At 68.3% G+C, this 21,239-nt stretch carries 17 protein-coding genes; all 17 read left to right on the top strand.

All coding sequences use genetic code 11. The features are described from left to right. Position 1 precedes the first annotated feature (1 nt). Positions 2–841 carry an urea amidolyase associated protein UAAP1 gene (locus ACZZ9K_RS11705; RefSeq protein ID WP_111057534.1) on the top strand — a complete coding sequence of 280 codons (840 nt, stop codon included), beginning with the start codon at positions 2–4 and terminating at the stop codon, positions 839–841. Then, positions 841–1,551 carry an urea amidolyase associated protein UAAP2 gene (locus ACZZ9K_RS11700; RefSeq protein WP_463444117.1) on the top strand — a complete coding sequence of 237 codons (711 nt, stop codon included), beginning with the start codon at positions 841–843 and terminating at the stop codon, positions 1,549–1,551. The genes ACZZ9K_RS11705 and ACZZ9K_RS11700 overlap by 1 nt, the downstream gene beginning before the upstream one ends. Beyond that, entirely contained in the window at positions 1,548–5,246 is a 3,699-nt protein-coding gene (gene uca, locus ACZZ9K_RS11695) for an urea carboxylase (RefSeq protein ID WP_463444116.1), read from the top strand. The genes ACZZ9K_RS11700 and uca overlap by 4 nt, the downstream gene beginning before the upstream one ends. Beyond that, a complete protein-coding gene (atzF, locus tag ACZZ9K_RS11690; protein WP_463444115.1) occupies positions 5,243–7,045 on the top strand; it encodes an allophanate hydrolase in 1,803 nt (600 codons plus the stop codon). The genes uca and atzF overlap by 4 nt, the downstream gene beginning before the upstream one ends. A 26-nt stretch (positions 7,046–7,071) precedes the next feature. Continuing rightward, positions 7,072–7,764 (top strand): TetR/AcrR family transcriptional regulator, encoded by a 693-nt coding sequence (locus ACZZ9K_RS11685; protein WP_463444114.1) that lies wholly within the window; start codon positions 7,072–7,074, stop codon positions 7,762–7,764. 30 nt (positions 7,765–7,794) lie between these two features. Next, entirely contained in the window at positions 7,795–8,388 is a 594-nt protein-coding gene (locus ACZZ9K_RS11680) for a biotin transporter BioY (RefSeq protein WP_463444113.1), read from the top strand. A 447-nt stretch (positions 8,389–8,835) separates the two neighbouring features. Next, complete coding sequence (locus tag ACZZ9K_RS11675) at positions 8,836–9,033, top strand: hypothetical protein (RefSeq protein ID WP_463444112.1); 198 nt, start codon at positions 8,836–8,838, stop codon at positions 9,031–9,033. Beyond that, entirely contained in the window at positions 9,030–9,560 is a 531-nt protein-coding gene (locus ACZZ9K_RS11670; RefSeq protein ID WP_463444111.1) for a DUF6611 family protein, read from the top strand. Before ACZZ9K_RS11675 ends, ACZZ9K_RS11670 begins: the two co-directional genes overlap by 4 nt. Positions 9,561–9,609: 49 nt before the next feature. Then, positions 9,610–9,951: a hypothetical protein gene (locus ACZZ9K_RS11665; RefSeq protein ID WP_071404752.1), complete on the top strand. Its 342-nt coding sequence runs from the start codon at positions 9,610–9,612 to the stop codon at positions 9,949–9,951. A 103-nt stretch (positions 9,952–10,054) separates the two neighbouring features. Beyond that, complete coding sequence (locus tag ACZZ9K_RS11660) at positions 10,055–10,684, top strand: TetR/AcrR family transcriptional regulator (protein WP_349847467.1); 630 nt, start codon at positions 10,055–10,057, stop codon at positions 10,682–10,684. A 27-nt stretch (positions 10,685–10,711) separates the two neighbouring features. Beyond that, positions 10,712–11,425: an NADPH-dependent F420 reductase gene (locus ACZZ9K_RS11655; protein WP_463444110.1), complete on the top strand. Its 714-nt coding sequence runs from the start codon at positions 10,712–10,714 to the stop codon at positions 11,423–11,425. A gap of 1,002 nt (positions 11,426–12,427) precedes the next feature. After that, positions 12,428–13,045, top strand: a complete 618-nt coding sequence (locus ACZZ9K_RS11650; protein WP_214544136.1) for a hypothetical protein — start codon at positions 12,428–12,430, stop codon at positions 13,043–13,045. 1,003 nt (positions 13,046–14,048) lie between these two features. Beyond that, on the top strand, positions 14,049–15,140 hold the full coding sequence (locus ACZZ9K_RS11645) for a phosphoribosyltransferase-like protein (protein WP_463444109.1): 1,092 nt from the start codon (positions 14,049–14,051) through the stop codon (positions 15,138–15,140). Beyond that, positions 15,137–17,131, top strand: a complete 1,995-nt coding sequence (locus tag ACZZ9K_RS11640) for an ORC-CDC6 family AAA ATPase (protein WP_214544134.1) — start codon at positions 15,137–15,139, stop codon at positions 17,129–17,131. Before ACZZ9K_RS11645 ends, ACZZ9K_RS11640 begins: the two co-directional genes overlap by 4 nt. Positions 17,132–17,135: 4 nt before the next feature. Beyond that, positions 17,136–18,203, top strand: a complete 1,068-nt coding sequence (locus ACZZ9K_RS11635; RefSeq protein WP_463444108.1) for a hypothetical protein — start codon at positions 17,136–17,138, stop codon at positions 18,201–18,203. Further along, positions 18,193–20,037, top strand: a complete 1,845-nt coding sequence (locus ACZZ9K_RS11630; RefSeq protein WP_463444107.1) for a hypothetical protein — start codon at positions 18,193–18,195, stop codon at positions 20,035–20,037. The genes ACZZ9K_RS11635 and ACZZ9K_RS11630 overlap by 11 nt, the downstream gene beginning before the upstream one ends. Beyond that, positions 20,037–20,975: a carbohydrate kinase family protein gene (locus tag ACZZ9K_RS11625; RefSeq protein WP_463444106.1), complete on the top strand. Its 939-nt coding sequence runs from the start codon at positions 20,037–20,039 to the stop codon at positions 20,973–20,975. The genes ACZZ9K_RS11630 and ACZZ9K_RS11625 overlap by 1 nt, the downstream gene beginning before the upstream one ends. The last annotated feature ends 264 nt before the right edge of the window (positions 20,976–21,239 follow it).

Below are 21,239 nucleotides of genomic sequence, written 5' to 3'. Positions count from 1 at the left end.
CATGCGCGACCTCCACCAGACCGACAGCGTGCTCGCCTCCCGGTCCGACGCACGCGCCCAGGCCGGCTCGCAGTCCGAGTACATGCCGTACCTGCCGGCGTCGTCGTCGCCGTTCGCCCCCGAGGGCGTCGACCCCGCCCAGCTCGTCTGGGCCGAGACGGTGGCGCCGGGCGGGTACACGCACAAGGTGCTGGCCCGCGGGTCACGGTTGCGGTTCGACGACCCGACGGGTGAAGCCTGCGCCAACGTCCTGGTGTTCAACGCGCTCGAACCGTGGGAACGGCTCAACGTCGCCGACACCCAGAAGATCCCGTGGCAGGCGTACCTGGGCCAGGGTTCGCCGCTGCTGAGCGGGGACGGCCGGGCACTCGCGACCGTGCTCGAGGACACCTCGGGGCACCACGACGCGTTCTGCGGCACCTCGACCGACGCCTGGAACGAGCGGAAGTACGGCGACGCGGCACCCGAGGGGCGCACCCCGAGCGGTCGGTCGCTGTTCGCGAAGGCCGCCGCGAAGCACGGGCTCACCAAGCGGGACCTGCCGCCGAGCATCTCGTTCTTCCAGGGCGTGCGGATCGACGCCGAGGGGGCGATGACCTTCACCGGTTCGGCCGGCGCGGGCACCCACGTCACGCTCGTCGCCGAGCTGCCGCTGCTCGTCCTGGTCGCCAACGTCGCGCACCCGATCGACCCGCGCCCGGACTACCTGGTCGGACCACTGCGGGTGCACGCCTGGCGCGGGGCCCCGACGACCGCGGCCGACGAGCGGTTCACCGCGACGCCGGAGCTCACCCGCGCCTACCTGAACTCGATCGACCACGCGGAAGCCCGAGGCCTGTGATGACCGGCACGACGACCCACACCCACACCCCCGCCTCCACCGTCCCGGTCGGAGCCGTCCACGACCCGGACGTCGCCCTCGACTGGAGCGAGTCCCTCGTGCCGGGCACCGTGGTCCGCGACGACCGGGTCGCCCCGCTCGCGCCGTGGTCCGCCGTGGTCCGCGCCGGCCAGGTGCTCACCATCGTCGACGTCGGCGGCAACCAGAGCGCCGACTGCCTGCTCTACGACGCCCACGACCCCGACGAGCGGTACAGCGTGCCGGACACCCTCGCCGCGCAGGGCAACGCGTACGTCCGCACCGGCACCGTGCTGATGTCGAACGAGGGCCGCCCGCTGATGACCGTCGTCGCGAACGAGATCGACCGGCAGGACACCATCGGCGGCGCGTGCTCGAAGGAGTCGAACACCCTTCGGTACGGGCACCACACCCGGTACCAGCACGGCTGCCGCGAGAACTTCCTGGCCGAGGCCGGCCGCCACGGACTCGGTGCCCGCGACATCGTGTCGAACCTCAACTGGTTCATGAACGTGCCGGTCGAGGCCGACGGCGCCCTCGGGATCGTCGACGGCATGAGTGCCCCCGGCAAGCGGGTCGCGATCCGGGCCGAGCGGGACGTGCTCGTCGTCGTCTCGAACTGCCCGCAGATGAACAACCCCTGCAACGACTTCTCCTGCACACCGCTGCGCATGATCGTGGTCCAGCCGTGACCGCCGCGCCCGACCCCACCGGGACCGCCACCGTGAACCAGACCCCCCTCAGCACCGACACCGTCCTCGTCGCGAACCGCGGTGAGATCGCCCGCCGCGTCATCCGGTCCGCAAAGGCGCTCGGCATGCGCACCGTCGCCGTCTACTCCGACGCCGACCGTGCGGCACCCCACGTCCGCGAGGCCGACACAGCCGTCCGGCTCGGACCCGCACCCGCCCGCGACTCGTACCTGCGCATCGACGCGGTGGTGCAGGCCGCGAAGGACACCGGCGCCGGACTCGTGCACCCCGGCTACGGGTTCCTGTCCGAGAACACCGACTTCGCCCGCGCCTGCGAGGACGCCGGCATCCGGTTCGTCGGGCCGACCGCCGACCAGATCGTCCGGTTCGGCGCGAAGCACACCGCCCGCGAGCTGGCCGCCGCCGCCGGGGTCCCGATGCTCGCCGGCACCGGGCTGCTCGCCAGCGTCGACGACGCCGTGGCCGAAGCCGCGCGCATCGGGCTGCCCGTCATGCTCAAGGCCACCGGAGGCGGCGGCGGGATCGGCATGCAGGCCTGCTCGACCCTCGACGAGGTCCGCGAGGCCTACACGAGCGTCGTCCGCCTGGCGACCGCGAACTTCGGGTCGGCCGGCATCTTCCTCGAGCGGCTCGTGCGACCGGCCCGGCACGTCGAGGTCCAGCTCTTCGGCGACGGCGAGGGCCGCGTGGCGGTGATCGGTGACCGCGACTGCTCCCTGCAGCGCCGCAACCAGAAGGTCATCGAGGAAGCCCCGGCACCGGCGCTCCCCGAGCACGTCCGCGCCGAGCTGCACGCGTCCGCCCGCCGCCTGGCCGAGAGCGTCGGGTACCGCAGCGCCGGCACCGTCGAGTTCGTCTACGACCCGGTGCGCGAAGAGGCGTCGTTCCTCGAGGTGAACACCCGCCTGCAGGTCGAGCACCCGGTCACCGAGGAAGTGTTCGGCGTCGACCTCGTCGAGCTCATGCTCCGCCTGGCCAGCGACGGTGCCGCCGGCATCGACCCCGACGTGTTCGACCGCACCTGGACCCCGAACGGCCACGCCGTCGAGGCCCGCGTCTACGCCGAGGACCCGGCGAAGGGCTCGCTGCCCTCCAGTGGCCTCGTCACCCAGGCCGTGTTCCCGAGCGCGACCACGGCATCCGGCGAACGCACCGGCATCCGCGTCGACGGTTGGGTCGAGACCGGCTCCGAGGTGTCCGCGTTCTACGACCCGATGCTCGCGAAGGTGATCGCCACCGGGGAGACCCGCGACGACGCCCTCGATCTGCTGCGCGACGGGCTCGCGGCCACCCGCATCGACGGCATCGTCACGAACGCCGGGCTCCTCCGTGCGCTGACCGACGACCTCGAGCTCCGCACCGCCACGCACTCCACCTCGACGCTCGACGCGACCGAGGACCCGGACCCGCGCATCGACGTCGTCGCGCCCGGCACCATGACGATGATCCAGGACCTGCCCGGCCGGGTCGGGTACTGGCAGGTGGGCGTCCCGCCGAGCGGCCCGTTCGACGCGGCGTCCTTCGCCGAGGCGAACCGCGCCGTGGGCAACCCGGACGGTGCCCCCGCGCTCGAGGTCACAGCCACCGGCCCGACACTCCGGTTCTCGGCCGCCGCGGTGGTCGCGCTCACGGGTGCGCCGGCGCCGGTCAGCCTCGACGGTGAGCCCGTGGCGCTGTGGGAGCCCGTCGAGGTCGGCGCCGGCCAGACCCTGGCGATCGGCACGGCCCCCGGTCCGGGCCTCCGCACCTACCTGGCGGTCCGGGGCGGCTTCGACGTGCCGACCTACCTCGGCTCGACCGCGACCTTCACGCTCGGTGGCTTCGGCGGTCACGCCGGTCGGGCCCTGCTCGCCGGCGACGTCCTGCGCCCGGGCTCCCCGGACTCGGACGCCCCGCACCCGGCGTTCCCGTCCGGCACGCGTCTGGGCCTGGTGGGCGGTCCGACCCCGGCCGACCGCCGCACCGCGCTGACCGACGCGTGGGAGATCGCCGTGACCGAGGGGCCGCACGCCGCGCCGGACTTCTTCACCCGTGCCGACCTCGACGTCTTCTACGCCACCGACTACGCCGTGCACCACAACTCGGCGCGCACCGGCATCCGGCTCATCGGGCCGCGGCCGGAGTGGGCGCGGACCGACGGCGGCGAGGCCGGTCTGCACCCGTCGAACATCCACGACACCCCGTACGCGGTCGGTGCGATCGACTTCACCGGGGACACCCCGATCATCCTCGGACCGGACGGACCGTCACTCGGCGGCTTCGTCTGCCCCGCCGTGGTCGCCAGTGGGGACCTGTGGAAGCTGGGCCAGCTCCGACCGGGTGACACGGTCCGGTTCGTCCCCGTCCGCGAAGCCGACGCCGCCGCGCTCGACGCACACCGGGCCTCCAGGACGGTGCCGCGCACCGGGGGTGACGGCGACGACGGCGTGATCGCCCGCCTGGACGCGACCGACGTGCGGCCGAGCGTCGCGTACCGACGCGACGGCGACGACAACGTGCTCGTCGAGTACGGCGACATGACCCTCGACATCGCGCTGCGGATGCGTGTGCACGCGCTCATGACGAAGCTGCAGGAGCACACGCCGAAGGGGATCCTCGACATCACGCCGGGCATCCGCTCGCTGCAGGTGCACACCGACGCGTCCGTGCTCAAGGCGCGCGACGTGGCGGGGCTGCTCCGCGAGCTCGAGGACGAGATCCCGCCGACCGACCAGCTCGTCGTGCCGTCCCGCACCGTCAAGCTGCCGCTGTCGTGGGACGACCCGGCCACCCGGCTGGCGATCGAGCGGTACATGAACGGCGTCCGGAACGACGCCCCGTGGACGCCGTGGAACATCGAGTTCATCCGTCGCATCAACGGGCTCGAGAGCGTCGACGACGTCTTCCGCACCGTGTTCGACGCGAGCTACCTGGTGCTCGGCCTGGGCGACGTGTACCTCGGCGCCCCGGTCGCGACCCCGCTCGACCCCCGGCACCGCCTGGTCACGACGAAGTACAACCCGGCCCGCACCTGGACCGCCGAGAACTCCGTCGGCATCGGCGGCGCGTACCTGTGCATCTACGGCATGGAGGGTCCGGGCGGCTACCAGTTCGTCGGCCGCACCGTGCAGATCTGGAACCGGTTCCGCCGCGGCGGGCTGTTCCAGGAGAACCCGTGGGCGCTGCGGTTCTTCGACCGGATCGAGTGGTACCCGGTCGGTGCCGACGAGCTGCTCGAGCTGCGCGCCGAGACGGACGCCGGACGGGGCTCGTTCGAGACCGTCGAGGGCGAGTTCTCGATCGCGTCGTACAACCGGTTCCTGGCTGACAACGCCGGGTCCATCGCCGACTTCCGGGCGCAGCAGGCGCAGGCGTTCGGCGAGGAGAAGGAACGGTGGCGGGCATCGGGCGAGTTCGACGTCCGTGACGAACCGGCCGCCGTGGTGGCCGACGCCGTGACCGTGCCCGAGGGGTCGACCGCCGTGTACGCCCCCTTCACCTCGACCGTGTGGCAGGTGGACGTCCGCCCGGGTGACCGCGTGGACGAGGGGCAGAAGCTGCTGGCCGTGGAGGCGATGAAGATGGAGTCGATGGTGCACGCACCGGTGCCGGGCCACGTGCTCGAGGTGTACATCAAGCCGGGCGACCAGGTCGCACCGGGCCAGGTCCTCGCCGCGATCGGAGCGGCAGCGTGAGCGGCACGAGCGCCGGCGTGAGCGGGATCGGCGCGGCGAGCGCCGCCGTGAGCGGGATCGGCGCGGCGAGCACCGGCCCGACCGCCGCCACCGCGGCCGCCACGACGTCCGCCGCGGCCCGCGTCCGTGACGCCTTCGCCCGCATCGACGCCGTCGACCGGCCCGAGGTCTGGATCACCCTGCGCGACCGCACCGACGTGCTGGCCGAGGCCGAAGCCGTCGACCCGACGCTGCCCCTGGCCGGCCTGCTGTTCGCCGTGAAGGACAACATCGACGTCGCCGGCCTGCCCACCACCGCAGCCGCCCGCTCCTACGCCCACGAACCCGCCGCCGACGCCACCGCCGTCGCCCGGCTCCGCGCCGCCGGAGCCGTCGTCGTCGGCAAGACGAACCTCGACCAGTTCGCCACCGGCCTGGTCGGCACCCGCTCGCCCTTCGGTGCGGTCCGGAACGCCTGGGACCCGACGCGGATCTCCGGCGGCTCGTCGAGCGGTTCCGCCACGGCGGTCGCCCTGGGCATCGTCGACTTCGCGCTCGGCACCGACACCGCCGGGTCCGGCCGGGTGCCCGCCGCGCTCGGCAACCTGGTCGGGGTGAAGCCGACGAAGGGGCTCGTGCCGAACACCGGGGTCGTCCCCGCCTGCCGCTCGCAGGACTGCGTCACGGTGTTCGCCCGGTCGCTCGACCTGGCGCGCACGGCGGCCGAGCTGATGGCCGGTCCGGACGGCGTCGACCCGCTCGCGCGGCCCGACCTCGCCCTTGCCGACCTGCCCGCCGTCCCGCGCATCGCGGTGCCGCTGCCGTCGCAGCTCGAGGGGCTCGCACCCGGATGGGCCGAGGCGTTCGCCGCGGCAGTCGAGCGGTTCCGTGCGCTCGGACACCAGGTGGTCGAGGTCGACATCGCACCCCTGCTCGACGCCGCGTCGCTGCTCTACGACGGCGCGTTCGTCGCCGAGCGGTACGCGGCCGTCGGCGCCCACATCGAGGCCCACCGCGACGAGGTCGGTGCCGACCTCGACCCGTCGGTCGCCGCGATCGTGCTCGGTGGCGCACTGCCGACCGCCGCGGAGCTCTTCGCCGACCAGGAACGGCTCGACGCGTTCGGGGCAGCGGGTCGCGCCGCACTCGAGGGCACGACCGCCCTGCTCACCCCGACGACGACGTGGCACCCGACGCTCGAGCAGGTCGCGGCCGACCCGATCGGCGCGAACAGCCGGATGGGTCGGTACACGAACTTCGCGAACCTGCTCGACATGGCCTCGCTCGCGGTGCCAGCGGGCTTCGTCGACGGGCTGCCGTTCGGCGTCATGCTCACCGGTCCGGCGTTCAGTGACCGCCGCCTGGCGGCGTTGGCGGCCGCGTTCGCCGCCCCGACCGTCGACCTGCTGGTCGTCGGGGCGCACCTGCGCGGTCAGCCGCTGAACGGACAGCTGGTCGCGTCCGGCGGATCGTTCGTCCGGGAGGCCCGCACCGCGTCCGACTACCGGTTGTACGCCCTCGACACGGTGCCGCCCAAGCCCGGGTTGGTCCGCGTGGGACCGGTCGCGTCCGGTGCTGCTGCGCCGGGGACGGGCTCGGGGACGGGCTCGGGCTCGGGCATCGTCGGGGAGGTCTGGCGCCTGCCCGCCGCCGGCTTCGGCACCTTCGTCGCAGCCCTGCCGGCACCGATGGCGATCGGCACGGTGGCGCTCGACGACGGCACCGAGGTCTCCGGGTTCCTGGTCGAGCCGTTCGCGGTCCAGGGGGCCGAGGACATCACCCACCACGGCGGCTGGCGCGCGTACCGGGAGCGGTCGTGACGGACACCGGCTGTCAGGATGGGGGCATGACCCCCGACGACCGGCCCGTGCGCCCCGGCCGACCGCGGGTCGTGCCGAACGCCGACTCCGCGCTGAGCCCGCGCGACCAGATCCTCGACGCCGCCGCCGCGCTGTTCGTCGAGAACGGCATCAGCGCGACCTCGACCCGGGCGATCGCCGAACGGGTCGGGATCCGGCAGGCCTCGCTGTACTACCACTTCGCCGGCAAGGACGACATGCTCGTCGAGCTGCTCACGACGTCGGTGCGCCCGAGCCTCGAGCTGGTCCGCGGCCTCGAGCATCTCGTGCCGGAGTCGGCTTCGGCCGCCGGTGCCCTCGCCGCGTTGGTCGTCGCCGACGTGGACACCCTCGCCCGCACGCCGCACAACATCGGCACGCTCTACCTGCTGCCCGAGGTGCAGGGCGAGCGCTACGACGGGTTCCGGGCCGAGCGCGTCGAACTGCAGGAGGCCTACGGGCGCCTCGGCTCGCGCGCTGCCAGCCCGGACGTCGCCGCCGGCGTCTCGCCGTCGCGTCTCGGTGCGGTGCTCATCCAGATCACCGAGACCGTCATCCAGCTCCGCCGGTCCGGCCCCGTGCAGGACGCGGACCGCGACGCCCTCGTCGCGACCTGCCTGCGCGCCTGCGGCCTCGACACCGCCGCCGTGGCCGAGGCCCGACGCGACGCCGAGTCCCTGCTGGCCGCCGTCGCGGTCTGACCCTCCCTCTCCCCTCTGCAAGGAGTCACCATGACCACGATCACCCCCGCCGCACACCGTCCGCTCGCCGACGCCCTGCTCCCCCGCACCGCCGTCGTCAGCACCACGCTGGTCCTCGGCGGCGCGCTGCTGACCGCCGGTGCAGCGCAGGTGTCCGTGCCGATCTGGCCCGTCCCGATCACCGGGCAGACCCTGGCCGTGCTGCTCGTCGGCAGTGCCCTCGGCGCCCGTCGCGGTGCCCTGTCGATGCTCGTCTACGCGCTGCTCGGCGTCGTCGGGCTGCCGGTCTTCGCGGACGGCTCGGCCGGGGTCGGCGTGCTCGTCGGCCCCTCCGGCGGGTACATCGTCGGCTTCGTCGCCGCCGCAGCCCTGGTCGGCTGGGTCGCCGAACGCTTCGGCGACCGCCCGTTGCGGAACGCGCTGCTGTCCTTCGCCCTCGGCACCGTCGTCACCTTCGTCGCCGGGATGGCCTGGCTCGCGGTGGCACTCGGCCTCGACCTGCAGCAGACCCTGCAGTACGGGCTGTACCCGTTCGTCCTCGGTGGTGTGGTGAAGACCCTGATCGGCGCCGGCGTGATCTCGCTCGGGTGGACCGCAGCCCTGCGCTCGGCCACCCGCCGGTGAGCGCTCCGTCAGGACTCCGACGCCGGCCGTAGGGGTTCCGTCAGGAGGCCTTCCGCGCCGCTCGAGCCCGCGAGAGCGTGTGCTCGTGACACTGACTGCGATCATGCCGACGCTCCGCGCGTCGCTCCCCGATCCGATGGACCCGTTCCTCTGGCCGGCCCACACCGTCGCGACCACCGACGACCTGCTTGTCTCGGCGATCTCGATGGTCCGGCTCGCCGACCTCACTGGCACCCCGACCGTGCACACCGCCGAGCAGTCCCCGCCCCGGTACCGCCCGCGCGGCTGGGTACCTCGCGACGTGAGCGTCGCCGTGGCGGCGGTCACCCGTGTGCGGCGACCGCGCACCGGGGTGGTGCTCCTGGAACTCGACGCGGTCCTGCCGACCTGCGCCGTGCTCGACCAGGTGCGCCTGATCGGACGCCGGAGCACCGCTCCCTCTCCCCGATGTACGTCGTCACCCGCTGTGACGGTCAGGCCGACGGTCCGTTCCACCGCCTCCCGGCTCCGTTGCCCGCCGACGTCCGCGAAGGCGACCTGGTCTGCTTCCCGTGCCTGGCGACCGTCCGGCACCGCGACGTCGTCGAGCCGGTCCGGGCGGAACTCGCGCCGGTGCGCGCGGAACTCGCGCCGGTCGTTCGATGACCACGGCGCTGCCGGTCCGCACCCGGCTGCTCGACGGCACCCACCTGTGGGGCCGGTACACGATCCGACCCGTCGGGCGGACGCTGTGGAGTTCGCGGACCCTCGTCGTGTTCCCGCCCGGCACGACCACCGGCGAGCGCCTGCTGCTGCGTGCCTGGCACGTCTGGCCGGCCGTCGGGGCGGTCCTCGCCCTCGCCGCCCTGGTGCTCGCCGTCTCGGTCCCCGCCGTCGGCACGACCACCGCGCTGCTCCTCTACGGCGGTGGTTTCGCGGTCCTCGCCCGCGCCACCCGCTCGCTGCGACCGCGGGTGCGGTCCGTCACCGTGACGACGTTCCTGGGCGACGGCCGCCGCGAGGTCCACGGCGACGAACGTCTGCTCACCGGCTCCCTGGACGCGCTGTCGATCCTGGAGCAGGCGCTCCGGGCCGACCGCATCCGCCCCGTCGACTTCGAACTCATCTGGGGCGACGTGTGGAACGCCCTGGAGTCCGCGGACCCGGGCCACCGCGTGCAGCGGTCATCCTGAAGCCCGTTCCCGCGCCGCGCGTTTGTATGGGTCCGGGAAGGAGTACGCGATGAAGCACATCCACTACGACGCCACCACGATCCTGGTCGGTGACGACGTCGCCGATGCCGTGATCGAGTACGCCGCGGCCCTCGCAGGCGGGGACCGAGCGGACACCGTCGACGTGCCCGCCGTCGCCGACGACGGGACGATGACCACCACGAAGATCCTCATCGGGCCCTCGAGCGAGATCGTCATCGAAGACGCGGAAGAGGACGAACTCGAGATGGACAACGGGGAGTTCGTCGGGCGGCTGCGTGCCGCTGCGAAGACCTTCGGGCACAGCGAGCCGATCCACGCGAACACGCGGTCGGACCTGGCGGACGCGGCGGAGGCTGCCGAGGAGTCCTGACGCCTGGGCATCGCGCTTCCGCGTTGAAACGGAGAGGGTCTCCTGTACTGTGGTGATTCCGGAGAGCTTCTCCGGTTCCTGAGCCACAGCCTGGAGGCCCGCCATGCCCGAGCAGACCGCTCCCGCCGGGCGCGCCCCGCGTTCACCGCACTCCCCGCGTCCGCCGCGTCCCGCGCGCGCTGACGCGCTGCGGAACCGGGATCACATCCTGCGGGTCGCGGAGCGGGCGTTCACCGAGCAGGGCGTGACCGGCTCGCTCGACGCGATCGCCAAGCAGGCCGGCGTCGGCGCCGGCACCCTGTACCGGCACTTCCCCACGCGCGAGGCCCTGCTCGCCGAGCTCCTCGCCGCGCGCGACGAGCACCTGGTGGCCCGTCGCGAAGCGCTGCGCGACGGCTCCGTGGACACCGGCGACGCCCTGCACGGCTGGCTCGACGCGGTCACCGAGTGGGCCGGCACGTTCGACGGACTGCCCGAACCGCTCCGTGCCGCCGCGTCGTCCGACTCGTCGCCGCTCGCCCTGACGTGCCAGGGGTTCATCACCACCACGGACGAGTTCCTCCGCGCCGCGCAGCGTTCCGGTCGTGCGCGTGCCGACGTCCGCGCGCGGGACCTGTTCCTCGCCGCGTTGGCGACCAGCTGGGTCCGGGGTGCCGCGATGGCCGACGACTCGTCGTCCGCCGCGCTCTCCGCCCTGTCGCGGCGCGGTTGGGAAGCCCCTGCTCTCCCCTGACCTCCACCACTGTTGAAAGGGCACCACATGAACCGCATCGGCATCATCGGCAGCGGAGCCATCGGCACCGCGATCGCACGCCTGGCCGTCGCCGCCGACCTCGACGTCCTCATCGCGAACTCGCGCGGCCCCGAGTCGCTGCAGGACCTCGTCGCCGAGCTCGGCCCGCGTGCCCAGGCCGGCACCGTGCGCCAGGCCGTCGAGTTCGGCGACGTGCCCGTGCTCGCCATCCCGCTCACCGCCTACCCGGCGCTCGCCCCCGACCTCGACGCCTTCGCCGGGCGGACCGCGCTGTCGACGGGCAACTACTACCCCGGTCGCGACGGCCGGATCGAGCAGCTCGACACCCTCGCGACGACCACGGCGGAGTACGAGCAGACGCTCCTGCCCGGCACGCGGATCGTCAAGGCGTTCAACAACATCGTCGCGCACCACATCCCGAACCTGGCCGACTCCACTCCCCGCACTGCGCTGCCGATCGCGGGCGACGACGAGCAGGCCAAGGCCGTGGTCGCCGAGCTCGTGCAGCTGCTCGGGTTCGACACCGTGGACGCCGGGACCCTGGCCGATTCGTGGCGCTTCGAGCCGGAGTCCGGGGCGTACACGGGGATCTACGCGGCGAGTACCGAGGGGTTCGCGGCGGACTACCTGGCGGATCAGGGAGCACCGTTGCCCGCGGAGCGGCTGCGGGACGTACTGGCGGTGTCGCACCGGGCGGATGTGGCGAACCGGCAGTTCTGAGTGGTATCCACCGCTCGACGCAGGCCGAAGGTCAAGTGTTCTGATCACTTCGGCCGCTCACCTAATTTCGCGGGGCTCGATCCCACCACCGCTTGAGCGGCCTGCGGGAACTCGACAGCAGCGAGCCTCAGGAGTTCCCACACGAGCCCGACCGGGACGACCACCCCTTCCGATGACGAGAAGGTGCAGACGCCCGTTGCGTTGTCCTCGAACACCTCCGCGACGACCACACGCGAACAGTCTTGGAGCTCCACAGCCATGCCGTCCCGTGCACCGAAGGAACTCGTGAGGTTGCATGCGCACTCGCTCGTCCCTGACTTTTCCCGTTCTGCTCTGCCCGCATCACGAGTGCGAGAGCCTTCTTGCCGAGAAGGAAATCGCAAACCAGAGACGCAACGAACGCTCGGCCTTCATGCCCACCAAGCTGCATGATGCCCTACGCCCGTCCACGGCATCTTGGACGCCCAACGGAGTGGCCAATCCTCCGGGGCCGACACCGCCGGACGGCTCCGCGTGATGCAATGCAAGCATGGCCGACAGCTCACGGTCGGCAACACCTTCCTCCTCGATCCGCTTCAAGAAGGAAGGTGCGACGAGGACGACTCGGCCTGCACCATCCGCAGGCCTCGTCGATGGCTCGCAGCGTGGCACACCCAGGTCGAGGTCCTTCGATGATTCGAGGTCGGGCCGTTCATTAAGCACACGTTCGGGCCCGATGCAATCGTCCCCCACCGGCCGCAGCCCGTTCGAGTTCGAGTTCGATCATGAGGACTTCGTCCGCGGCTTCGGGCTCTTGCTGGGGCGGCGCGGCCGGCGCACGAGGGCCCGAACCTCCGCGCGAGCCGCCCGGCAGGGTGGGGCCCGTTCCCTCGAACTGTCCCTATTGAGAAAGCGGACCCAGCCTGTGGGATTCTCCGCCGACGGGCATTGGAACCACGGCGTTCTTGGCCGACAGTGCTGGATCGGTGAACGGGAAGCTAAACCCGCGCTACCCTCCGTATCGTGACGGTTGAGCTCGGGGAACTGCTGCTGCGAGGCTTGTTTGGGACAGTGGGCCTCGGAGCGATCGTGGCCATTGTTCGAGCGATCTACGTCGTCTCTACGGAGCGGGGGCCGCGCCGCCGCATTGAAGCGGTTAAGCTCTCGCAGGAAACCTTGGAGTCGCTGCCGACCGACGCCGAGCTGCGGAAGTTCGTACAGGTACATAGGGACCGCGAATTGGCCGCGTTGGGCAACCTGATGGCGCGGGCGCAAAAGCGAGCCACATGGTGGGAACGGATAGTGGACAACCGTGGTCGACTCATTAGTTCCGCGGTTGCATCGGTCATCGGGATCGTGGGGGCTGTCACCCTGACCCTCGTCGTGACAACCACCGATTGGGGCTCGGCATCGAACTCACCCGGCGGCACGGCCGATTTCCTCAACTTGGTACTGCCTGTGGTGCTTGCTGTCTCAGTTGTGGCGTTGACCACCACCATCGACCTCCTGAAGCGGCGAAACCGGCGCCTACGCAGCGAATTCGAAGCCTGGGGACTCAACGAGGAAGCCGTCAACATGGCACTGCTGCTGCTGGCGGCTAGAGACCAAAGGAGCGATGGCAACGAGCCCAAAGACGGGTGAAGTGTCGAGAAGAGCGACCGGCACGTCCGGTATGTAACGCACCCACAACGCCACTAGTCGTCTGCCGTCGGCGGTTCCGGGGCCGCTACTCGAGGCGGTGCCCCCGCGGTGGTCGCTCTAACGGGCGCCAGTTGAGCGCCAGGACGACGAATGCATTGTGCGGAGCTCGTTGTGGCCCTGTCATGAGGCTGGCGTGTCTCTTCGACGCCATCGTGGGGGCGATCTGGCTCCCGTTAGTCGTCCTGCCCTGGATCTGCACCCCTCACGGTGGCTTCACTGCTCAGCGTTCGGGATAGCGGAGCAACGGCACTCCAGAGGCGTGCCACGATCGGCGGTCCCGAGTCACCCAGCGCCTCCACCAGCGCAGTCGACGCAGGAAGCCCCCACCGCTTGGTGGGGGGCTTACCCGCTTAGGTCAGTCGGCACCGCGACTGCTCATCGAGCCGCCGTCCTTCGTCGTCGTCGACATCGATGAGTTGCACTTGGCGGCGGCCGATGTAGCGGCCGATGATCGACGAGCGGTGTCTCTCGCGGCTCGGCGGCCAGCTCGAGGTAAGGGTCTCACGGCCCTGGCTATCCCCGAGTTCCTAGCGAACGCACTAAGCCACCAGGACTTCGAGTGGGCCTGTGGCAGCGTCACTATCGAGATGTTCGAAGACCGGTTAGAAATCACCAACCCCGGCCGTTCCGTAATCGGTGTGTAGAGGTTCGTTGACGAGCCGGTACCGACGCCTACAGCCTTCAGCCGGTTGGCTCGCGCCCAGGCGCGCCTCAATACGAGAGCTCGTTCACGCCCCCAGCGCCCCGTAGTCGATGGTCTCCGCTAACGCCCAAAGTTCCGGCTCGCGGCGGAACTCGAATGGCACATCAAGGCTCCATGCCGACCGCGCCCACGCCACCCCGACGGGGGCCAGCGGACGCTACCTGAGGAACACTACACTTTGCTTGGGTCAGCGTGAAATCACGCCGAGAACGGGGTAGCGTGCGGAATTCACTCGCGCAGATGGTCCTTGCTGAGGTGACATCAGAGCACGATCTCGAGCGCCTGAGCGAGCTGCTGTCAAAGCTACAGGTGCTCAGTCGAACGAAGTACGATGAATATGGCGGATACATGCCTGGTGTGAAGTTCATCGAGTCATTGGCAACATGGCTCGACTGCTTCGACCGAGGCGATCGGACCGCGGCGCTCGACTTCATTCTTCGACGCCTGGTGTTCATCTCGGCCGCCGAGATGGAGCATCTCGTTTCGACTGTATACCAGGATGTTCTAAGGCCCTGGTTTCGCCGACAAGCAGCAGAGCAGCTCGGGCTGCCGTTGTGGCAGGTTGCGCGCATAGTTGCATCGGATGAGTTCAAAGCGGTGCAGCGACGGACCTTGGTTCTTGGGATGAGTGACGGCGCGCGACTTGATCGCCTCCGGCGGGCAAGCAATATGTCTACAGAACAGTTCCACCTCGACTACGTCATTGAGACCGAAAAAGCGAAGGGCATGCGGGCGACGCTCGAGGATGCCCTTGAGAAGCAGGGTCTGCAGGCGGAGCCAACCTTCCAGTCAGTCCTCGTCGTCGACGACTTCTCCGGCTCCGGCGCGTCCATGCTACGGAAGGAACATGACGTTTGGAAGGGCAAGGTCCCGAAGATACTGCGCCAAGTCGACCTGTTACAAAGCGAGGGCGTAGTCGCGGATGATGTGCAGGTCACGGGACTGCTTTATCTGATGACGGAGAACGCCGAGTCCACCGTGCAGACCCGACTCATCGAAGCTGGGTACGCCGACCGTTTCACGGTCAAGTCCGCGTACACGTTCCCCGAAACGTTTCCTCTCAACGCTGCCCGCGACAGCGACTTCCTCGAATTATGCGATCGGTATTTCCGCGCCACGTGGGTAACTGACGCCACGAGAGTCGGGGGTGATGACCTCCGATTCGGATTCGGCGGCTCCGCTCTCCCACTTGTCCTGCATCACAACGCGCCGAACAACGCACCGCCGATCCTGTGGAAGGATGACGGAGCAGACGCCGAACGCTTACCGGACGCGAGCCCGTGGACCGGCGTCTTCCCCCGGCACGAACGACACCACCCCGGACGACCATGAGCCCATCAGGTAACCCATTCCGATCCCGCTACACGGAAATGCAACGGGACCGCGCCGGGTTCCTCACCACGTTCAGCACCACGATGCTCGAAGCGCTTCCGGACGCCGCGGTCGCTTGGAACCGCCTGGTCGTCTTACGCAGCGCTCCCGGCGCTGGCAAGACGTCGATGCTCCGGATGCTGACGCCAGATAACCTCGCAGCCTTCCGGAGTCCCACTCGCGATGATCACCTCGAAGAGCTTCGATCCGAGCTGAACTCTAGTGGTGTCCTCAGCGACGGCAGACCCCAGCTGCTCGGGCTGATGGTGAGCGTGGGACGCGACTATCGCTCCCTCGTCGATCTCGGACCGCAAGGCGCCGGCGCCCTCAAGATCTTCTTCAAGCTTCTCGACGCGCGTATATTGACGCGCGCGGTCGAAGCAGCTCTCACAGCGACTGAGCAGCGCTTCCCCGACGGCGCCTCGTCGGTCGAGTTCCGACCGAACGCCGGGCCCGACACCGAACGCGCCCGGGCACTCGCAAAACGCCTCTTCAATATCGACACTGTTCCCTTCAACGGGCAGCAGATCCTTGATCAGTTACGCGAGAAAGAACGATCCGTTCTGGACTTACTCGGCTCTCTAATGCCAGTTGACTGGGAAGGCATCGACGGCCACCCGGACCTTCTCTCCCTGGAATTCCTCGCGACAACAAGAATCTTCGTCAACGACTCTGAGCTTCATGCCCGACCGGTGCTGCTCTTTGACGACGTACACGACCTTGACCCGGATCAGAGAACCGCTCTTTACAACGCACTGATCGTCCGAGAACCCCGAGTTGGCCGTTGGATCGCGGAACGACGGTCGGCCGTCCCTCTCAATGAACTCCTGGTCGGTCGAACCGAGGGCCGAGAATACAGCCTCATCGAAATTGAGAAGCACCTCGACCGGCCGTTCAAGCAGCGGCAGATCATGACCGCAATCGCTGACAGCAGAGCGATGCGCCCGTTGTTATCTCAGGGGAGAAACGAACTATTCTCGATGCTTTTGAGCAGTGCTGAGTCTATCCCGGGTGGTCTCATGGAACGTGCCCTCGCGGAGGCGGAGCGAGACGCCTCCGCCGCGGTTGACGCGCACCCTGAGCATCGTCAGTGGCTCGCACGTTTGACCGAGCAAGGTGGATCACAATCCGTTCTTGAACGCGCAGTTGGGTTTCGGGAGCTACGAATTCTGATTGAACGGAACTTGAACCGTCAAGCTCCTACATTATTTGACTTTGTGGAGGAACTCGACCCGGACCGCGCTGAAAAGCTCTCAAGCAGCAGCACCCGCGCGGCTGCAAAACTTTTTCTCGCTCGTGAACAGAATCTTCCTTACTACTTCGGGCCGAACGTCCTTGCGGAACTATCGAGCAGAAACATCGAACAGTACCTCGCTCTCGCCGGCGACCAGTTCGACCTCATTCTCTCGGCGTTGATGATCCGGGGCCGCTCACCGTATCTACTTGCCTCTGAACAGGATGTCCGCGTGCGGCGAGGCAGCAAGGAGATGTGGAACACCATTCCACGACGAATACCTAACGGCATGGACGTGCAAGCTCTGCTGTACTCCATCGCCGAGCGCGGGCGAGCCGAGACGTATCAGCCGACCGCGCCGTACGCGCCGGGCGTGACCGGCATGGCTCTTGAATGGTCAGAAGCGCAGCGCCTGTTCCGCGCACCGCAGCAGGACAGCAACCTGGAGCGCCTTCGCAACGCCTTTGGCCAAGCAGTGGCCAACAACTTGTTGGAGACCACTGCCGAACCGCAGGCAGTGAAGAACAGCCGCTTCCAAGTGTTCTACCTCAATCGGATGCTGCTTCCGCATTTCTCGCTGCCGCTGCAACGAGGCGGGTTCCGAGAACAGAGCGTCGCACGGACGCTGAACCGCTGGACGCGCGCGGCCGCCCGGCTGGGCGGACACCTCCCGGACATCGACGACGACGTCAGCCTCCCAGACGAACGGCTTCTGTAACCCCATGGCTCCTGATCTGAGATGGCTTGACTACGTCTTTGCCGATAGTTCCGATGAGTCCGTCGACTTCTGGCGCGCCGCCGCGGAAGCGGGCGGCCGCACTCTGCTGCTCTGCGGCGCCGGATTCGACCCGCGTACGCTCGACGTCCCCCACCGAGTCGCGCAAAGCATCACCGACCTAGACGTCCTCGCCCTTGAACTCGCACCGCCAGGCTCCCACGACACCGCCGACCAAGTGGCAGCCACGCACCAGGACGAACTGCGCAACCTGTTCTCAACCCAACTGCGGTTCGTTCCACGAGTTACCTCGTCGGATCCGTCAAGCCAGTCCGCAAAGCTCACCCGGGCCCTCGTGCGGGACTACGCCCTTTTGGACTACGACACCATCTTGCTGGACATGTCGGGCCTGCCTTCGATGGTGTCGTTCGCAATCCTGCAGCTACTGCTCACCCAGGCCGGCCAGCACATGAATCGATTCGCCGGAAACCTCCTCGCGATCGCATCCGAGGACCCCGTCACGGACAGCAGGATCATCGCCTCCGAGCTCGACGAACCAGAGATGCTCCCCGGATTCGCGGGTGCCGACGAGACCGCAGCAACCACGATCTGGATCCCCGTACTCGGACGCAGCTCCGTCGATGAAGTCCAAGCTCTCAGCACCTTCCTGCAGCCTGAAGAGGTGTGTGCGGTCATCCCGTTCCCAGCCACCGACCCCAGGACCGGCGACGATCTCCTGCTTGAGCATCGGCAACTCCTTTTCGATGAGCTGCAACTCGAGCAGCGAAACGTCTTCTACGCGAGCGAGTCCAATCCCTTCGATCTGTACCGTCAGCTGGTCAACCTCGCGGACCGATACCGCCAGGCTCTCCGTCCGCTCGGGTCGACCGCCGTTGTCGTCAGTGAACATACGAGCAAGATGCTCGGACTCGGCGTCGTCCTCGCCGCGCACGAACGAGGTCTCTCTCTAGCGCATGCCCGCCCAATGTCGTACCGGCTGCACGACGCGCCTCCGGGTAGACGAACGGTCAATATTTCGACTGCATGGCTGTTAGGAGCACCGTATGCCGTTTGATCCGACTGCGGACTACCGGGACGAAACAGGCGAACTCCCACAGGTGTACCGTCTCGCCGCTGCAGTGGCAGTCGACAAAACGTTGCGCCGGCTCATGTCAGCGCAGCATGCCTACATGGTCGCATCCGGAGGTGCCGCGCCCGCAGCAGCCATCGCAGCGATGCTACATTCCGACAACGGCGCATCAGCGGAAATCGTTTCCCCGCTCGCGTTCATCGAGCGCCGAGCATTACCACCCGATTCAATTGCCGTGGTGTTCTCGGCGCGCGCACGTCACCCAGACTCATCAATGGCGGTCAGTCACGCTCTCGCTCATGGCCTGAATGTCGTTCTGCTGACAACACGCTCACCCTCAGAGCTCGCTGCCCCTTTCAACAACTCTCGAGTGCACGTGATCACTGTACCGACCGTCCGACCCAAGGACGGGTTCCTTGCGACCGGGAGCGTGCTGTCGATGAGTACCGTGGTCGCACGCGCCTACGAGAGCACCCTTCCCCCCGCATTAAGTCTGCCCGCGCTGCCAGAACTGACTTCCGAAGGGCCGTTGGTCGTCCTCTACGGCTCCGGGGGATACCCGGCGGCGTTGGACATCCAGATCAGATACGAAGAACTCGGTTTAGCTCCGGTAGAGCTTGCCGACTACCGCAACTTCGCACACGGAAGGCATGTCGGATTGCAGCGGCGCGCATCGCACGCCGCTGTGCTAGCGCTGATCACCCCGGAAGTCGAAGCGCTCGCTGAGCGCACGCTCCGCACCGTCCCGAGCGTCATCCGGATTGTCCGCATCCGAACGACTACACCAGGCGTTGCCGGATCACTGCACCTACTCGCCGCCGCGATGCAAACGCCGACGCTGCGCGCCGCTGCGCAAAACCTGTCTCTTAGCAAGCCGCCGGTTCCCGCATTTGGGCGCGAGCTATACCATCTTCCGTTCAAACGGTTGTTCCCGACCCCGGAGGACAATCCCGTGACGCGGAAGGCACGTGCCATCGGCACAACATTCTCCGACGCGCTACCGCTAGTGGAGGTAGCGTACGACCGGTGGCGACTTGGGGTAGGGCGCCAGCGGTTTACGACGATCGTCTTGGACTACGACGGCACATGCGTCGACACCACGGCCCGGTTCGAGTTGCCCCGAGCAGAAATCCGGGACGCCCTTCTGCAACTCCTACAAGACGGCCTTCAGCTTGCGTTCGCTTCTGGCCGTGGAAGTAGCCTTTACACGACGCTTCAAGCGTGGGTGCCGGAGCATCTCCGCTCGCAAGTTAAGCTCGGGTTACACAACGGCGCTTGGGAGCAGGCACTCGACGCACCGCTGACCCAGCCAACAGATGAAGCCGCTTGGGTGCAAGAAGTCTGCGCTTCCCTCGCTGCGTATGTTGAACTTGGCGCCATCGTCGTCCGGCAAGGCCACCAGCAGGTCGGCGTCGAGCCCGTCGGGAACGGCGCGTCCGTCGCCGCCGCACGGAGCATCGTGGACTCTGTCGTTGCGTTCCTCGACGCGCCCGTACAGGTCGTATCCAGCGGCCACAGTGTTGATGTTGTTGCAGCTAACAGCGGTAAGGCGCCGTTCCTCCGGAAATTGCAACAGCGATCCGGAGCCACGCTGGCAGTCGGCGATCAGGGCGCGCCGGGCGGTAACGACTTCGCGTTGCTCACGGCGACGAGGCTGAGTGTCAGCGTCGACCGATGCTCTCCCGCGTTGGATCGTTGCTGGCCGCTTGGCCGGTCTGGCCAGCGTGGACCAGATGCTCTCCTCGATGTCATCGGCATGCTGCACACTTCTAACGGGGGGACAAGACTGGTCCCTCCGAAGGTGAAGAATAGGACGTGATGAACTACTCCGAGCTGCCGGCAAGGTCCCGCACCGTCGTGACCAGCGGCTTCGCCGCCGTCGACGTCATGATCAACGGAAGCGTCTGCGCCTCTCCGGGCGGCACGGCGGTGAACGTGGCCGCAATCCTCGCGCGCCTCGGATGGCACTCCGAAGTGGCAGGAACCATCGGCACCGACCCAGCTGGACATTTTCTTGCGGAGTCGCTGGAAGCCGACGGGGTAGGAACGCATTCGCTGAGGCTATTCGACCAGTGGACGACTCCCATCGTCGTGCAGGAACGCCGCCGCGATGACCATGCGTGGCGCTTCGCATGTCCAGCGTGCGGCGCCAGGTTCGCCAAGCACCGGCCGTCAGAGGTGGCATACGCTGCGGCGATAGTGCAGCAGTTGCCAGCTCCCGACGTCTTCTTTTTCGACAGAGTCAGCCTATTCACCATCGAACTTGCTCGTCGGTGGAAGGAAGCTGGGTCACTGGTCTTCTTCGAGCCGGCCGGACTGGGTAGGCCTGCGCTCTTCGACCGGGCGGTCGAGGTGTCTGATGTCGTGAAGTACAGCGCCGAGCGCGCCCCAGCCTTCGCAGACCGGCTACCGGCGGACCTGACAACCCTGATTGAGACCCTCGGACCGGCGGGCGCACGGATCCAAGTCGACGGCGTGTGGACCGACGTTCCGGGTCATCCGGTACCAGCTCTTGTTGATTCCGCTGGAGCCGGGGATTGGACGTCCGCTGGCATCATCGACGCTCTGTTCACCTCAGACGGTCAACCGGACTGGGAAAGGGCGTTAATCGCAGGGCAGCGGCTCGGAGCCGACGCCTGCGGTTGGCAGGGCGTACGGCCGGAGGCCGCAACACATATCGCTGGCGATTTCGAGTCGTTCGGATGCCCGCGGAAGCTCTCGGAACGGCGCGCGTCCGCGCAAATGTCTGTCCGATAATCGACCGGCGCGCAACCTCGGCGTGTATCTCAGACCGGTGGACCCGACCGCGCACAGGTCCCCACATGGCTAACACCGCACAAGCTGCATCGCTCATCGAACGCGCCTGACGATCGCCGCACTACGAGTTCAAACGTGAGGGCACCACGTCGCATCCCTGGCCGACGAACAGCACGTACAGCCAAGAAACCCACAGCCGGATTTCGGGCGGCAGTCGCGGTCGGTGTGGGTAGCTCATCTAACATTGAAATTACCGACCACTCA

This window comes from Curtobacterium sp. AC268 (assembly GCF_979258745.1).
Note: the sequence above shows the minus strand (reverse complement) of the source record. Positions and strands in the feature narration are given on the sequence as shown.

Excerpts from the sequence above, each read along its gene's own strand:
- ACZZ9K_RS11705 (WP_111057534.1), top strand. The coding sequence starts at position 2 with ATGCGCGACCTCCACCAGACCGACAGCGTGCTCGCCTCCCGGTCCGAC.
- ACZZ9K_RS11700 (WP_463444117.1), top strand. The coding sequence starts at position 841 with ATGACCGGCACGACGACCCACACCCACACCCCCGCCTCCACCGTCCCG.
- ACZZ9K_RS11685 (WP_463444114.1), top strand. The coding sequence starts at position 7,072 with ATGACCCCCGACGACCGGCCCGTGCGCCCCGGCCGACCGCGGGTCGTG.
- ACZZ9K_RS11680 (WP_463444113.1), top strand. The coding sequence starts at position 7,795 with ATGACCACGATCACCCCCGCCGCACACCGTCCGCTCGCCGACGCCCTG.
- ACZZ9K_RS11675 (WP_463444112.1), top strand. The coding sequence starts at position 8,836 with ATGTACGTCGTCACCCGCTGTGACGGTCAGGCCGACGGTCCGTTCCAC.
- ACZZ9K_RS11670 (WP_463444111.1), top strand. The coding sequence starts at position 9,030 with ATGACCACGGCGCTGCCGGTCCGCACCCGGCTGCTCGACGGCACCCAC.
- ACZZ9K_RS11665 (WP_071404752.1), top strand. The coding sequence starts at position 9,610 with ATGAAGCACATCCACTACGACGCCACCACGATCCTGGTCGGTGACGAC.
- ACZZ9K_RS11660 (WP_349847467.1), top strand. The coding sequence starts at position 10,055 with ATGCCCGAGCAGACCGCTCCCGCCGGGCGCGCCCCGCGTTCACCGCAC.
- ACZZ9K_RS11655 (WP_463444110.1), top strand. The coding sequence starts at position 10,712 with ATGAACCGCATCGGCATCATCGGCAGCGGAGCCATCGGCACCGCGATC.
- ACZZ9K_RS11645 (WP_463444109.1), top strand. The coding sequence starts at position 14,049 with ATGGTCCTTGCTGAGGTGACATCAGAGCACGATCTCGAGCGCCTGAGC.
- ACZZ9K_RS11640 (WP_214544134.1), top strand. The coding sequence starts at position 15,137 with ATGAGCCCATCAGGTAACCCATTCCGATCCCGCTACACGGAAATGCAA.
- ACZZ9K_RS11635 (WP_463444108.1), top strand. The coding sequence starts at position 17,136 with ATGGCTCCTGATCTGAGATGGCTTGACTACGTCTTTGCCGATAGTTCC.
- ACZZ9K_RS11630 (WP_463444107.1), top strand. The coding sequence starts at position 18,193 with ATGCCGTTTGATCCGACTGCGGACTACCGGGACGAAACAGGCGAACTC.
- ACZZ9K_RS11625 (WP_463444106.1), top strand. The coding sequence starts at position 20,037 with ATGAACTACTCCGAGCTGCCGGCAAGGTCCCGCACCGTCGTGACCAGC.